The 15112-nt window shown below is 53.2% G+C and carries 13 protein-coding genes; all 13 read right to left on the reverse strand.

Annotated elements, in window-relative coordinates; genetic code table 11:
• Window positions 1-9: 9 nt before the first annotated feature.
• Entirely contained in the window at window positions 10-864 is an 855-nt protein-coding gene (locus CXIVA_RS01140; RefSeq protein ID WP_013976164.1) for a LicD family protein, read from the reverse strand.
• A complete protein-coding gene (locus tag CXIVA_RS01145; protein WP_013976165.1) occupies window positions 857-1714 on the reverse strand; it encodes a LicD family protein in 858 nt (285 codons plus the stop codon). Before CXIVA_RS01145 ends, CXIVA_RS01140 begins: the two co-directional genes overlap by 8 nt.
• Before the next feature lie 3 nt (window positions 1715-1717).
• On the reverse strand, window positions 1718-2422 hold the full coding sequence (locus CXIVA_RS13230; protein WP_013976166.1) for an acyltransferase: 705 nt from the start codon (window positions 2420-2422) through the stop codon (window positions 1718-1720).
• 20 nt (window positions 2423-2442) lie between these two features.
• Window positions 2443-4098: a 2-isopropylmalate synthase gene (leuA, locus tag CXIVA_RS01155; RefSeq protein ID WP_013976167.1), complete on the reverse strand. Its 1656-nt coding sequence runs from the start codon at window positions 4096-4098 to the stop codon at window positions 2443-2445.
• A gap of 24 nt (window positions 4099-4122) precedes the next feature.
• On the reverse strand, window positions 4123-4383 hold the full coding sequence (locus CXIVA_RS01160) for an HPr family phosphocarrier protein (RefSeq protein WP_013976168.1): 261 nt from the start codon (window positions 4381-4383) through the stop codon (window positions 4123-4125).
• 52 nt (window positions 4384-4435) lie between these two features.
• On the reverse strand, window positions 4436-5419 hold the full coding sequence (locus CXIVA_RS01165; protein ID WP_013976169.1) for a CdaR family protein: 984 nt from the start codon (window positions 5417-5419) through the stop codon (window positions 4436-4438).
• Entirely contained in the window at window positions 5403-6293 is an 891-nt protein-coding gene (gene cdaA, locus CXIVA_RS01170; protein WP_013976170.1) for a diadenylate cyclase CdaA, read from the reverse strand. Before cdaA ends, CXIVA_RS01165 begins: the two co-directional genes overlap by 17 nt.
• A gap of 55 nt (window positions 6294-6348) precedes the next feature.
• A complete protein-coding gene (locus CXIVA_RS01175) occupies window positions 6349-7398 on the reverse strand; it encodes a hypothetical protein (protein ID WP_041727528.1) in 1050 nt (349 codons plus the stop codon).
• A gap of 7 nt (window positions 7399-7405) precedes the next feature.
• Window positions 7406-7939, reverse strand: a complete 534-nt coding sequence (locus CXIVA_RS01180) for a hypothetical protein (RefSeq protein WP_013976172.1) — start codon at window positions 7937-7939, stop codon at window positions 7406-7408.
• Window positions 7940-8054: 115 nt separating this feature from the next.
• On the reverse strand, window positions 8055-8828 hold the full coding sequence (locus tag CXIVA_RS01185) for a double zinc ribbon domain-containing protein (RefSeq protein ID WP_148267769.1): 774 nt from the start codon (window positions 8826-8828) through the stop codon (window positions 8055-8057).
• Entirely contained in the window at window positions 8743-11031 is a 2289-nt protein-coding gene (locus CXIVA_RS01190) for an ATP-dependent RecD-like DNA helicase (RefSeq protein WP_013976174.1), read from the reverse strand. Before CXIVA_RS01190 ends, CXIVA_RS01185 begins: the two co-directional genes overlap by 86 nt.
• 84 nt (window positions 11032-11115) lie before the next feature.
• Window positions 11116-12114, reverse strand: a complete 999-nt coding sequence (locus CXIVA_RS01195) for a rod shape-determining protein (protein ID WP_013976175.1) — start codon at window positions 12112-12114, stop codon at window positions 11116-11118.
• Between the two features lie 129 nt (window positions 12115-12243).
• Complete coding sequence (gene uvrA, locus CXIVA_RS01200; RefSeq protein ID WP_013976176.1) at window positions 12244-15099, reverse strand: excinuclease ABC subunit UvrA; 2856 nt, start codon at window positions 15097-15099, stop codon at window positions 12244-12246.
• Window positions 15100-15112 lie beyond the last annotated feature (13 nt).

Below are 15112 nucleotides of genomic sequence, written 5' to 3' on the forward strand. Positions count from 1 at the left end.
TGTCAAAAACTACTCTGGATTTCCGGATTTCGCGAACCGGATCTCATGGGTGTGCCTGTCTGCCTCCGGCGGAAGCGTCATATAGTCTCCGTACACATGCCGCAGATAGGCATCTGTATCCTGGGGGCAGGCGATCATCAGATCCTCGAATTTCCGGCGGACCGGTGTACCGAACACTTCCCGGCGGACAAATTCCCTCCGGCCGTAAATCCCCACAGTATTCCCGAGAATCGGCGCGTCCGTTACGGAATATTTCCGGCAGAGCCGCTCAAACCGCGCATACATCCGCTCCGGATTAAGGAGCCGGTACAGTCCGGTCCTGAGTCCCGCCCGGATCACCAGCATCTCTTTTCTGCTTCGTTTCTTCGATGTTCCCATGTTTTTGTCCAGCAGGGACAGCGAGATCATCTGTCTGGCGGTTTTTAACCGTTTCAGATGGCGGTAGAACTGTCTGCGATCTCCCGGCATGCCGTCGATGGGCATCACATCAATCCAGGCGCAGATCGGTTTTTCCACCACTGCGTTTCTGGCATAAAATTCCCGGTAAAAAGAAACCGATGTGTTCTCGATTTTCACCATATAGGTCCGGTAGGCATCGGAAGTATGGATAGTCCGCAGACGGTAGCCTTCCGGGAGCGCCGCCGGCGCCACCTGCAGAAACTGCTCAAAATCCGGCCGGGGCATCCCGATATCCACGTCATCGTCCCAGGGAATAAATCCCTGATGTCTCACCGCGCCGATCAGTGTCCCGCCCAGCGCGTAATAGGTAAGTCCGTATCTGCCGCAGATCTCATCCAGCAGCCGGATCATGGCAAGATTAACAGCCTGAAGCTCTTTCAGGCTGTCTGTGTGATTCTCATTCATCCCTGTCTCCATATTCAATCCTGGCAATGGTATGCTTGTCCTTATTGCTGTCTGAGGGCGGGGTCATATAATCGCCGTAGAAATTTTTCAAATAAATGTCATACTTCACCGCGCCCCGCAGTTTTGTATCTTCAAACGGATATTCCCGGCCGTTCTGCAGCCATTTTCTCGGAATGATCTCCTTCTGCACATAGGCGCCGAAGAAGTTCACCACATAATCCGAGGAATCAAAGGAATATTTTCTCAGATGATGCTCAATCCGGCGCAGCAGCTTCTTGCTGTCCGAATGACGGCCTACTTTGAATATCTGCCCGAACCGTATGATGATCCGCTGGTACAGCGGGCGGCCCGGACGCATAAGGTTTACCATCTGGTCAAAGCAGGAAAAATGGTAGCGCACCCGGAGCACACAGAGCCAGAGGAACCATAAGTCCCGGTGTATTTTGTGATTCGGCGTGCCGTCAAAGGGGAAAATATCGATCCAGGCATTCTCAATCAGGGTTTCCGAATTGGAATCGTTGTATATCTTCACGCGGGTATCCACCAGACGGCTGAAATACCGCAGATAGTCCCTGTCTTTTTTATAATTCAGCAGGCGGATATGTTCCGGCACATTCTTTTGGACAATACTTAAAAATTTCTGGTAATCTCTGCGGGGCATCCCGATATCCACATCATCGTCCCAGGGGATAAACCCCTTGTGGCGAATGGCGCCCAGCATGGTACCGCCGATCATGTAATAACGCAGGTGATATCTGTCACAAATTTCAGCAAAAACCTTCAGCAAATCCAGTTCGCACAGCTGCAGTCTGCGCAGTTCTGAGTTGTCCGTTTCGTTATATGCTGCCATCGCTTACTCCTTCCTGTCTTTGCGGGACAGATCCCTTTCTTTTGTACATTCGGTTCTGTCTGCCTCGGTGCCTGTTTCCATTTGGCCGGTGTTCTGCAGTCTGCGCAGATGTTTCGGAAGTTCCGGAACCGTCAGGTCCTGCCCTTCAAGCAGCTCCTCAATGGATACCGGATGGTTTTTTTCAAAACGGGCCCAGATTTTCTCCACACTTTTCGCGCTTTTCGGGTGTCTGGCCCGGACGCGGATCAGATCGTCGAAGCTGCCGATGACCCGGGCCGGATTGCCGCCCACAATGGTGCCGGGCAGCACATCTTTGGTCACCACCGCGCCGGCTCCGACAATTGCATTCGGACCGATTCGCACCTTCGGCAGCACAATTACGTCCGCGCCGATAAATACATTGTCCATGACTTCGATGGCATCAAATCGTTTGCGGTATGGCATATCATACATCCCCGACAGGATCACATCGATACGGTCATGGGTGATGAACCGTACATTCGTTGCTATCGAAATGTTGCTGTGCAGTTTTAACAGCTTCGGGTCTGACGGAAAGATCCGGGAATAATAATACACATTATCCCCGATTCCCATGAGGATATCCTTTTTCCGCAGGAATTCCGAGCGGGCATATCCATCCTCCATCAGATTAAAGCGCAGCTTCTGCCACATCTGGCGATAGCGTTTGAATGGTTTCTTTTTTTTCATAATTCCTCTGCTCTGTCTGCCTATTTGCTGACACGGTTCAGTGCACTGAAGAATGCGCGCATCGTCGCCTTGGTAATGTTGTGGCTGTCACCGGCGCCAAAGATCACCTTGCCGGTTTTGTTGTTGCGCATCTGGATATACGCCGCGGCACGGGCATGGGAACCTTCTCCCATGGCGTGTTCGGAGTAGTCCAGTACAGAAATGTCGATATCCACCCGGGTGCGGATTGCCGCTTTGGCCGCATCCAGCGGTCCGTTTCCGGTGGCGCTGACATAGATTTCCTCTCCTTTGTAGCGGAAATCCAGCCATACGCCGACTTTTTCATCATCCACGTCATCCACCCGGATTTTCAGGAATTCGAAGGGATCGGTCAGAGCAATATATTCTTTCTTGAAGATATCGAAAATCTCCTGGGGACTGATCTCGCCGCCCTGCTTCTCGGACACGGCCTGAATCACATCCGCGAATTCCTTCTGCATTGCCTTCGGCAGTTTGAAGCCATAGAGCGATTCCATGACAAAGGCGACGCCGCCCTTGCCGGACTGGCTGTTGATTCTTACCACCGGCTCATATTTCCTTCCGATATCCGCAGGGTCAATTGGAAGATAGGGGATCTCCCAGTACGGGTCATTCCGTTCTTTTCTGGCATGCACGCCTTTATTGATGGCGTCCTGATGGGACCCGGAAAAAGCGGTGAATACCAGCTGGCCGGCATAGGGATGACGCATGTCAATCTCCATTTTGCAGCAGCGCTCGTATACGTCAATGATTTCCCGGATATTTTCGATGTGCAGTTCCGGATCCACCCCCTGGGAGAACATGTTGTACGCAACAGTCAGGATATCCACATTGCCGGTACGCTCTCCATTGCCGAAGAGGGTTCCCTCCACGCGGTCCGCCCCTGCCAGCAGAGCCAGCTCTGTGGCGGCCACGCCGCAGCCCCGGTCATTATGGGGATGCACGCTTAAGATTACCCGGTCTCTGTCCTGGAAATGGCGGTTCATCCACTCGATCTGATCGGCGTACACATTCGGCGTCGTCTGCTCCACCGTGTTCGGCAGATTGAAAATGATTTTCTCGCCGTCCGCGTAGTTCCATTCTTTCTGGACAGCAGTGCAGACTTCCATGGCAAAATCCACTTCCGTGCCGGAGAAACTCTCCGGTGAATACTGCAGTGTGATATGTCCGTCATGGTCTTTGAGGCATTCTTTCACCATGCGGGTCCCGTCCACGGCAATCTGTTTGATTTCCTCCCGGTTCATATGGAACACCACATCCCGCTGAAGGGTAGATGTTGAGTTGTAGATATGGACAATTGTATTCTTGATGCCGCGGATTGCTTCAAAGGTGCGCTTGATCAGATGTTCTCTGCACTGGGTCAGCACCTGTACCGTCACATCATCCGGGATCATGTCCCGTTTCACCAGTTCTCTGAGGAAATCATACTCAATCTGGGATGCTGCCGGAAATCCGATCTCGATTTCCTTGAACCCGAGTTTGACCAGCAGCTGAAACATCTCCATTTTTTCGTCAACGTTCATGGGCTGGATCAGGGCCTGGTTGCCGTCCCGCAGATCCACGCTGCACCAGATCGGCGCTTTTGTAATAATATGTTCCGGCCACTGGCGGTCTTTCAGATCCACCACCGGCATTCTTTTGTATTTCTTATAATTCACTGTTGTTTCCCTCCACTTCTTGGTCTATTCAAATCCGCGCTGAACCACATCAACGATTGCCTGCAGCGCTTCTTCCTCATCATCTCCGGAGCAGATGAACTCTACTTCATCCCCGCATTTGATGCACGCTCCCAGCACTCCCAGGAGGCTTTTCGCATTGCCAAACGTAGTGCCGTGATGATACTTGATTTCTGCCTGATATCTCACCGCCAGTTCACACAGCTTGCCCGCCGGCTGCAGATGCAGTCCGGTAGGGTTCGTAATCGTTACTTTTCTGCTTACCATTGTCATCTCCATCTGTTTACTGTTCGATGTGTTCTGTCTGTTTCCGTGTGGATCACCCGTCACTTCCGGATTTTTTCTCCAGCGTAACTGCCGCGGTGATCTTATCCTGTTCGCCCTCCGCAAGGGACACTCCGGAAGGCAGATATTTCTTTAAGCTGATTTTGGCGGAAAAATTCTGCGTTCTTCCCGTCAGATCCAGCTCATCCGGCTGAATCGTCAGTTCTGTCAGGTCTTCCAGTCTGGCTGTTTTTCCCTCGACCGTAACATCCGAGGGGGAAAGACTGATGTTCTTCAGGGTATATCCATCCGCCGGTTTTCCGGTGGTTTTTACATTAAGCGCCAGTTTTTTTGACATCAGAACGACTGCTGTCGCTTTCGCCTTTGTTTTGCTTAATGTAAGGTCCTTCGCTGTGACCTCCTTGCCGTCCTTATCCAGCAGGACTATGCTGCCGGTATCGCTTGTCATATTATAGGCACCGGATACATCCAGGGACACGGCTGCCGTATCCACCTGTGACACATCGGATTCCGGTCCTGAGATTTTAATTCCTGCCGGGCTGACCGAAGTGCTTTTGATAAAACAGCCGTTATAAGGATCTCCGGAAGTAATCACCGTGACCGGCAGGGTGACCGTTTTTAATTTTTCCACGGATACCTGCAGATACTGATCCCTGTCCACAAATTTCAGACTGCCGCTGTAACGCTTCGCGGACACATGAATTGGCACCTGTGTTCCGTCACTGCTGATATCTTTCATGCTGGCAGCTGCCACAAAATCGTTTTTGTCCAGTTCTTCCACGATCGAGCGTCTGCCGGATACGGTAAAGGAGATCTCATCCGTATCATTTTTTATCTCATACGTCAGTCCCTTCTTCGTCAGGTAGGAGGTATCCGTCACCGTCACCGGGATAGTATAGACTTTGCTTTTTTCCGGATCTTCTATATTCACAATTACCAGCCAGATAATCACCGCCAGCACTGCTGCCAGAATCTTGTATCCCAGATTTTTGGTAATAATATCAGCTGCTTTTTTCACGACTGGTCCTCCTTCGCCTTTTTTTCTGCTTTCCGGAGGCTGATTCTGTCAGACCGGCAGCCTTCTTAAGTTCCTCCCGGACAAAGGCTTCATCCTTATTCAGATAAAGGCGTCCGTCCATGGCCACCGATACCGCACCGGTCTCCTCCGATACAATCAGCGTGACGGAGTCACTGACCTCGCTGATGCCCAGTGCCGCTCTGTGTCTGGTTCCCAGGTCTTTGCTCAGAAACATGCTGTCTGACAGCGGCAGATAGCAGGTGGCTGCCACCAGCCGGTCCCCGCGCATAATCACGGCCCCGTCATGCAGCGGTGTGTTTTTTTCAAATATATTCAGAAGCAGCTGGCTGGATATGGCCGCGTCCAGGTTGATGCCTGTGCGGACATATTCATTCAGTTTTACACTGCGTTCAATCACAATCAGGGCGCCGGTCTTGTCCTTGCCCATTTCAAAACAGCCCCGCACCAGTTCATTGATGGAGCGAGAAGAGAACAGGCTGTCTTCGTTTTTTCCGATATCCAGATTGCTTAAAAGCGCCAGGGGATTTCTGCGTCCCAGACGTTCCAGTGCGCGGCGCAGCTCCGGCTGAAAGATAACCACCAGAGCGATGACCGCAAAATTCAGCAGTTTGCCGAACAGCCAGAGTATCGTGTTCATCTGAAACACTGCCGCGATCAGAAGAAACAGGAGCAGTACCAGGATCCCCTTGAACAGTGTCCACGCCCGGGTGCTGCGCACCCACATGATGACATAATACAGGAGCAGCGCAATAATAATGATCTCCACCACATCGATCACGCCCAGACGCGGGATATGCAGCCAGTACATATATTTATCTACAAACGCATACAAGGTTGCCACCAGCTGACGCATAGGATCCGTTGCTCCTTTCCTGCAGTATTTCTTCTATTCCTGTTCGGTTCCCCTTTTATTCCTGTTCCGAAGTATGCTCCTGCGCTTCGGAATCCGCGGGCTTCTTTTCTGACACATCTCCCGGAAGCTGTCCGTTTTCATCCGGCCACTGTACTTCCGATTCATCCGGTTCCTCGCTGTCCGCGGAACTGATCCGCGTCATCTGCTTATCCGCCACCGTCACGGACACCTTCGGTACCGCACGGACATAGTAAAAATATTCATCATCCTCAAACTGAACATTTTCCGTCCTGGAATAATCCAGACTGAGGGTAAATACCGATACCACATACGCGATCGGCATGGAAATCACACATCCCACCAACAGGCCCGGCAGCGCGGCCGCGTTCTGCAGATACAGCTCCCCGCCGCCGATCACAAGCAGCTGAATCACGATCCCCAGCACAAGGGACACTTCCCTGGCATGGTTGATGCCTCTGCGGCTGATCATGTATACCAGAATCGCTGCAGCCGCGTAAGCCGCCTGGATCAGGTAAATCTCCGGGCTGCCGAAAATCTGGTGGGCTGCCTGTGTCAGCATGGAAATATGATCCACACCCTCTGCCTGCATAAACAGTGCCGCATTGACTTTGACATTTTCACAGATACAGTAGGCCACGGAACCGCAGATTACGGAAATCACATGCTGGGGACGTTCTCTGAGCCCCACTGCCACCGGCATGACATAGGGGATCCCGATGAAACTGAGAAGCCCTGTCAGCATGGCGTACATGCCTTTCCGGTTGGAAAAGCGGAAATAGAGAAAAAACATCACCGCAAAAAGCAGCAGCGTCAGCAGCGCCAGCTCCGGTGACAGCTGCAGAAAATGGAAAAAGATCAGGACACAGCTGATAAAAAGCATAAATCCGGAGGGAAGAAACGCGCTGGCTGCCGCCAGCACCACAAGCACAACCGGCGAAGTGAGGATACCCATAAAGCCGATATTCGCGCCGATCATGCCAAAAGTCGCCAGGGCAATCAGAAAACGGATTGCCGCATAGACATAGATCTCATGTCTGCTGACAAACTGCATTATCTGTTCTTTTATTTTTAATAACTGAGCCATACGTCTGTCACCTGTTCTTATTCTCTGGTTCTCCGGAAGCCGACGGCTGTGCCGCTTCGGCCGGATCTTCCTCTGTCTCTCCGCTCTCTCCTCCGGCGGAAGATTCTCCGGATTCCGAAGGCTCTTCCTGCTCAGGTCTTCTGGAGGTCTGCTCCTCTTCCTCGTAAGACGCCTCCAGGCGGTCCAGTTCTGACAGATACTGTTCTGTCACTGTGCTGGCTGTCTGATACCGGTAATTCGCCACCAGAAAAGACAGCAGCAGATACAGCCCAAGAAATATAAGATACGCTACAGCAATCATGGCCGCCACCCGGCGAAAGCCGTGGGCAGCAATCTGTCGGTTGACAAATTCCCAGCTCATGCTGAGCCACAGGATAAAGGCGGCAATGAAGCACAGGGTGCCTGAAACAGCGGACAGCGCCACCTGAATGGTCAGGTAATCCGAATAGGTATGTCTGGCAATGCTGATCTGTGCGCCGATATCGCCGCTTTCCTTCATGGACATATGGGTCATCTGTCTGACGCGGTCTGTATTAATCATTCATCTGCTCCCGTAAAATCTCCGCAGCCGGACCGCCGCCTGTCTTACTGAAAAAGACACAATACGCTACGGTACCATGCTGTTTTAAGATTATAGCATAAACAGCAAGAAGCCTTCAACCGCCAATCGCCGCTGTAATCACATAGACCCTCCGCGCTCCCGCCTGCCGCAGTGCCGCTGCAGCCGCGTCCGCCGTGGCGCCTGTCGTGTAAATATCATCAATCAGCAGGATCCTTTCTTCCGGCTGAATCTTCCTGCCGGCCTGGAACGCGCGGTCCAGATTGGATTTTCGCTGGCAGCCGCTTAACTGCTTCTGCGGTACGGTGGATTTGATCCGGGTCAGAAGCCGGTCTTCCACCGGGATCCCCAGTTCCGCCCCGATACGTTCCGCCAGAAGCGCCGCCTGATTATATCCCCGCTGCTTCTGTCTGGCGGGATGCAGCGGAACCGATGCAAGCACAGTGATTTCCCGTGTCTGAATAAACTCTCCCAGACGGCTGCAGATCCCGGCTGCGTAAAACCGGGCATATTCTCTGCAGTTGGCATACTTGAAACGGTACAGGGACTGCCGCACCGCACCCTGATAGGACAGAAGTGACCTGCCCTGATCAAATGCATGCCGGATTTTCTCACAGTCCCCGCAGTACTCTGCCCGGCCATCTTCCAGCGGTCTTCCGCACTTCATACAGTACTGTCTGTCCACATAGCGGAGGGTGTCCGCGCAGGCCCTGCAGATCAGTCCGCGGTCCGGGATCCTTCCGCAGATCGGACAGCGGGGCGGATAAAACAGATCCAGTATCCGGTCACGAATCAGCACGCTCCGGCCAGTCCGCCGTTTCTGCCCCGTCGGGACAGCTGCTCCATTTTTCCATCGGATTCTCCCCCTCATGCATTTCCTCCTTCAGTCTGCTGAGCAGTCCGCTGTAACGCTTCTGTTCGCTTGCATTCGCGATCATTCCCTGAAAAACCTGTTCATCCCCCACCAGCACCACACAGTTTTTCGCTCTTGTAACGGCCGTATAGAGCAGGTTGCGGTTCATCAGCATCCGCGGGCCGCTCAGCAGCGGGATCACCACCGCCGGATATTCCGATCCCTGGGACTTGTGAATGGTCACCGCGTATGCCAGTTCCAGCTCATCCAGCTGTCCGAATTCATAATCCACTTTCCGCCGGTCCTCATACTCCACGGTCACCGTCTGGGAAAACTCGTCAATGCAGCGGATCACGCCGGTGTCTCCGTTGAATACTCCCACACCCCGGTCAATAGGGATGCCGTATTTGCTGGAAACCGTCCACTCCAGCTGATAATTGTTCCGGATCTGCATGACCTTGTCCCCTTCCCGGAACAGATCACTGCCCTGCTGCCGCTCTGCCCTGGATGGATCCGGCGGATTCAGATACTGCTGCATGATTTTATTGAGACGTTCCACGCCCAGCATTCCTTTCCGCATGGGCGTCAGCAGCTGAATTTCCCTGGAATCCGCCTGGATGTACTTCGGCAGGCTGTCGCGGATCAGCTTAATGCAGAGGCCGATGATCTCATTGGCGTCATAACGCTTCAGGAAGAAAAAGTCCCGGCTTTTGTTGTTTACCGTAATGGCCTCACCGGCATTGATCCTGTGGGCATTCACAATAATATCACTGCTGGAGGCCTGACGGAAAATCCGGTTCAGCCGTACCGTATGGCAGATTCCGGAGTCAATAATATCCTTCAGCACCGTTCCCGGCCCTACGCTGGGCAGCTGATTAATATCTCCCACAAGGATCAGACGCGTCCCGGGAAGCACCGCCTTCAGGAGGGCATACATCAGAGAAATATCCACCATGGACATCTCGTCGATAATAATGACATCCGCCTCCAGCGGGTTCTCCGCATTTCGTTCAAACCCCGCATTTCCCTCGATTCCACCGGATAGTTCCAGCATCCGGTGAATGGTCTTTGCTTCGTAGCCTGTGGCCTCGCTCATACGCTTGGCTGCTCTGCCGGTCGGGGCTGCCAGAAGGATATCGCAGCCTTCCTGGTCAAAATACCGAAGGATCATGTTAATAATGGTGGTTTTACCGGTGCCGGGACCGCCGGTGATCACAAGGAGGCCGTTCCGGATCGCCGCCTTGACTGCTTCCATCTGTCTCTCTTCCGGCTCCAGTCCGCTTTCTTTTTCGATTTTTCGTACCTGCTCTTCAATCTCCCGCTCCGGTACGTCATATTCCGCATTCAGCTGCCCCAGCATATATGCGGTATTTTCCTCCATGTAATAGTAAGCGGTCGCGTACACCCACAGATCCTTCTCCGTTTCTTTCAGGACCACCTTTCGGTCAATCGCCAGGTCCATATAATGCCGGCGGACCGCCTCTTCATCCACTTCCAGCATCTGCGCCGTCTGCTCGGTCAGCATGCGGGCAGGCAGGCAGGTATTTCCCTGCAAAGCGGCCTGCTGCAGCATGTAAAGGATCCCGCTTCGGATCCGGAAATCCGAATCCCGGTGTATTCCCGCCCTGCGCGCGATTTCGTCCGCTGTGCGAAATCCCACCCCGGTCATGTCATCTGCCAGTTTGTAAGGATTGGTGCGGATCATATCATACAGCTCCGCCCCATAGGTCTGATAAATCTTCACTGCCAGGTTCATGGCGATCCCGTACTTCTGCAGATACATCATCGCGCTGCGCATCTCCCGTTTCCGGGAAACCTGCTCAGCAATCTCCCTGGCCTTACGTTCACTGATTCCCTTGATCTCTGCCAGGCGTTCCGGTTCCTCCTCGATGATGCGAAAGGTATCCTCGCCGAAGCGTTTTACGATACGTGCCGCCAGTGCCGCGCCGATTCCGCGGATCGCCCCGGAACTCAGATACCGTTCTGCAGAAACCGCGTCCTGAAGCATGGTTTCTTCATACTCACGAATCCGGAACTGCTGCCCGTAAGAGGGATGTGTCGTGTACTCTCCCCGGGCCACCATGCTCATCCCCTCATCCACAGAAGGGAAGGTGCCGACACAGGTCTGTTCTTCCCCGTCACTGATCAGATTCAGTACGGTATATCCGTTTTCCTGATTTCTGAATATGATATGGTCCACATATCCGCGGATTTCTTCCATTTCTGCTCCTTTATCCCACTGCACTGCAGGCGCAGCACGCAAAACAGGGCTGTCATCCGACAGCCCTGCAAATATCATTTCCTGTTACTTTTCTACTTCTCTGTGGCCGGTAAGGAATTCGACATATTTACCGGTTCCGATTGCTACGCAAGTCATCGGATCGTCTGCTGTCATGGTATTAATTCCAGTATGAGACTCCAGCAGTTCCTCGAGTCCGCGCAGCAAAGCGCCGCCGCCGGTCAGAACGATTCCTCTGTCCGCAACGTCCGCTGCCAGCTCCGGCGGTGTTTTTTCCAGTACACTATGCACAGCTTCCACGATCTGCATCGTAGACTCTCTCAACGCCTCTTCGGTCTCTTCGGAATTGACCGTAACAGTCTTCGGAAGTCCTGTCACCAGGTTGCGTCCGCGGATATCCAATGTCATCGGCTCTGCCAGCGGATAGCAGGTTCCGATCTTGATCTTGATGTCTTCCGCCGTACGTTCGCCGATCAGCAAGTTGTGTTTTTTGCGCATGTACCGTACGATTGCCTCGTCAAAATCATCTCCGGCGATCTTGATAGATGTGCTGACTACCGTGCCGCCCAGTGAAATAATCGCGATATCCGTGGTGCCGCCTCCGATATCGACGATCATATTGCCGCATGGCTTCGCAATATCGATCCCTGCTCCGATTGCGGCTGCAATCGGCTCTTCGATGATTCTCACATCACGCGCGCCGGCCTGAAAGGTGGCATCTTCCACTGCCTTTTTCTCTACTTCTGTTACTCCGCTCGGCACACACACACTGATCAGCGGCTTGCGGAAGCCCTTCTTTCCGGCTGCCTTGCGGATAAAATAACGCATCATCTTCTCGGTGACTGTATAATCGGAAATGACGCCCTGGCGCAGCGGGCGGACCGCCACAATATTGCCCGGTGTACGCCCCAGCATCTCACGGGCTTCTTCTCCGATGGCCTTGATCTTATTTGTATCCCGATCAAAAGCCACAACTGACGGCTCCTTCAGTACCACGCCCTTTCCCTTTACATAGACGAGTATACTGGCCGTCCCCAAATCTATTCCAATATCACTTGCTGCCATAGTGCGACTCCTTTCAAGTGTTCTGCGCATATGTATTTATTATATACAAGTGCTGTCATTTTTCAAAGTACTTTTTGATTACAAATATTAATATTTTTTTTCAAAAGAAATGCAGAAAACGCAACATTTTCAACAGTCTTCGGGACAGGTGCGCGGCTCGGCCAATATCTTTTTCAGGTACTGTCCGGTGTAGCTTTCGGATACTTCTGCCACCTGTTCCGGTGTGCCGCACGCTACCACAGTGCCGCCGCCGTCTCCGCCTTCCGGCCCCATATCGATAATATAGTCCGCAGTTTTTATCACTTCCAGGTTGTGCTCTATGACAATCACCGTATTGCCTTCTTCCGTCAGGCGCTGCAGGATTTCCACCAGCTTATGCACATCCGCGAAATGCAGACCTGTGGTGGGTTCATCCAGGATGTACACCGTCCGCCCGGTGCTTTGGCGGCTCAGTTCCGTGGCCAGCTTGATTCTCTGGGCCTCTCCGCCGGACAGTTCCGTCGAGGGCTGCCCCAGCCGGATATAGGAGAGTCCCACGTCATACAGGGTCTGGATCTTATTGCGGATCTGTTTGACCGGCTGGAAAAACTCCAGGGCCTCCTCCACCGTCATATTCAGCACGTCATAAATAGTTTTTCCCTTGTAATGCACATCCAGGGTTTCCCGGTTGTACCGTTTGCCGTGGCAGACTTCGCAGGGCACATAAACATCCGGAAGGAAATGCATCTCAATTCGGATGATTCCGTCTCCGTGGCAGGCTTCGCAGCGGCCGCCCTTCACATTAAAACTAAACCGCCCTTTCTTATATCCCCGTGCCTTTGCCTCCGGTGTGGCCGCAAAAAGATCCCGGATTTTGTCAAAAACACCGGTATATGTGGCCGGATTGGACCGGGGCGTTCTGCCGATGGGGGACTGGTCAATGCAGATCACCTTATCCAGCTGCTCCAGGCCGTCGATTCCCTTATGTTTTCCCGGAATGCATCTGGCACGATTCAGATCCCGCTCCAGGTGTTTGTACAGAATCTCATTCACCAGCGAGCTCTTGCCGGAACCGGAAACACCGGTCACACAGGTGAGCACGCCCAGCGGAAACTTCACATCCACATTTTTGAGGTTGTTTTCCTTCGCGCCGCGCACCGTGAGCCAGCCTGCAGGCTTCCTGCGGGTATCCGGAACCGGAATTTTTTTCCGGCCGCTCAGATAGGCTCCGGTCACAGAATCCGGATTGTTCATAATATCCCGGGCGGTACCGGCCGCCACAACACGGCCTCCGTGTTCGCCGGCTCCCGGCCCGATATCCACGATATAATCCGCTTCCAGCATCGTCTCTTCATCATGTTCCACAACAATCAGTGTATTGCCCAGATCCTTCAGATGCTTCAATGCCGCCAGCAGCCGTCCGTTGTCCCTCTGATGGAGTCCGATGCTGGGTTCATCCAAAATGTATGTGACGCCCACCAGGCCGGATCCGATCTGGGTGGCAAGCCGGATTCTCTGGGCTTCTCCGCCGGACAGGGTCCCGGTAGACCGCGCCAGCGACAGGTAATCCAGTCCAACCTGCACCAGGAAGCCTACCCGTCCCCGGATTTCTTTTAATATCTGATCCGCAATCAGATGCTGCTGCGGCGTCAGGGAAATATTTCCCAGGAACTCATAGAGATCCCGGACTGACATGGCGGTCACTTCGTAGATATTCCTGTCTGACACGGTGACTGCCAGAGATTCCGGTTTCAGCCGGCGCCCGCCGCAGGCTTTGCATGGGGTAATCCGCATAAAAGACTCGTATTCCTGCTTCACCGTCTCAGACCCGGTTTCCCGGTATCTGCGCTCCTCATTTCGGATCAGTCCTTCAAACGCGATATCGTAGTCACCGACTCCGCGCTGGCCGACATAATGGACTTTTACCTTTTTTCCATCAGTACCGTATAAAATCACATTCTGCGCCTCTTCGGACAGCTGTTCAAAGGGCGTATCCAGAGAGAAGCCATAGGTATCCGCCAAAGCCTTCAGCACCGCGTAAGTAAAGCTCCCTTCCTTCGCGGAGGACTGCCAGCCCATGGCCACAATGGCTCCCTGGGATAAGGACAGGCTTCTGTCCGGAATCATCAGATCCGGGTCAAATTCCATCTTATACCCAAGACCCGCGCAGACCGGGCAGGCGCCGAAGGGATTATTAAAGGAAAAGCTGCGGGGTTCGATTTCATCAATGCTGATCCCGCAGTCCGGGCAGGAAAAATTCTGGGAAAACTGCAGCGGTTCCCCGCCGATCACATCCACGGTCAGCAGGCCGTCAGACAGCTGCAGCACATTTTCGATGGAATCTGCCATACGGGTCTCGATGCCCTCCCGGATCACCAGCCGGTCCACCACGATGTCAATGCTATGCTTGATGTTTTTATCCAGCACAATATCTTCGGACAGATCATAGTTACTGCCGTCAATCCGCACCCGCACATATCCGCTTTTTCTGGCCTGGGCCAGTAATTTCTCGTGCCGTCCTTTGCGTCCGCGCACCACCGGCGCCAGGAGCTGAATCTTTGTCCGTTCCGGAAGCTTCATCAGGGCGTCCACCATCTGATCCACGGTTTGGCGGCTGATTTCCCTGCCGCATTTCGGGCAGTGGGGAATCCCGGCCCGGGCATACAGGAGACGGAAATAGTCGTAGATTTCCGTGACCGTTCCCACGGTAGACCGGGGATTCCGGTTGGTGGATTTCTGGTCGATGGAAATCGCCGGAGACAGTCCTTCGATCTTTTCTACGTCCGGTTTTTCCATCTGGCCGAGGAACTGACGGGCATAGGAAGACAGGGATTCCATATACCGGCGCTGTCCTTCCGCGTAAATTGTGTCAAAGGCCAGGGAGGATTTGCCGGAGCCGGACAGTCCCGTCAGTACAATCAGTTCATCCCTGGGAATGTCCAGGTCAATGTGTTTCAGGTTATGCTCATTGGCACCCCGGATTTTAATCAGTTTCTTTTCTTTCATATTATTATCTATT

This window comes from Clostridium sp. SY8519 (assembly GCF_000270305.1).
Classification (GTDB): domain Bacteria; phylum Bacillota; class Clostridia; order Lachnospirales; family Lachnospiraceae; genus SY8519.

Coding starts and splice junctions, on each gene's coding strand:
- CXIVA_RS01140 (WP_013976164.1), bottom strand. CDS start 864: ATGAATGAGAATCACACAGACAGCCTGAAAGAGCTTCAGGCTGTTAAT.
- CXIVA_RS01145 (WP_013976165.1), bottom strand. CDS start 1,714: ATGGCAGCATATAACGAAACGGACAACTCAGAACTGCGCAGACTGCAG.
- CXIVA_RS13230 (WP_013976166.1), bottom strand. CDS start 2,422: ATGAAAAAAAAGAAACCATTCAAACGCTATCGCCAGATGTGGCAGAAG.
- CXIVA_RS01160 (WP_013976168.1), bottom strand. CDS start 4,383: ATGGTAAGCAGAAAAGTAACGATTACGAACCCTACCGGACTGCATCTG.
- cdaA (WP_013976170.1), bottom strand. CDS start 6,293: ATGCGTCAGCTGGTGGCAACCTTGTATGCGTTTGTAGATAAATATATG.
- CXIVA_RS01175 (WP_041727528.1), bottom strand. CDS start 7,398: ATGGCTCAGTTATTAAAAATAAAAGAACAGATAATGCAGTTTGTCAGC.
- CXIVA_RS01180 (WP_013976172.1), bottom strand. CDS start 7,939: ATGATTAATACAGACCGCGTCAGACAGATGACCCATATGTCCATGAAG.
- CXIVA_RS01185 (WP_148267769.1), bottom strand. CDS start 8,828: ATGAGGGGGAGAATCCGATGGAAAAATGGAGCAGCTGTCCCGACGGGG.
- CXIVA_RS01190 (WP_013976174.1), bottom strand. CDS start 11,031: ATGGAAGAAATCCGCGGATATGTGGACCATATCATATTCAGAAATCAG.
- CXIVA_RS01195 (WP_013976175.1), bottom strand. CDS start 12,114: ATGGCAGCAAGTGATATTGGAATAGATTTGGGGACGGCCAGTATACTC.
- uvrA (WP_013976176.1), bottom strand. CDS start 15,099: ATGAAAGAAAAGAAACTGATTAAAATCCGGGGTGCCAATGAGCATAAC.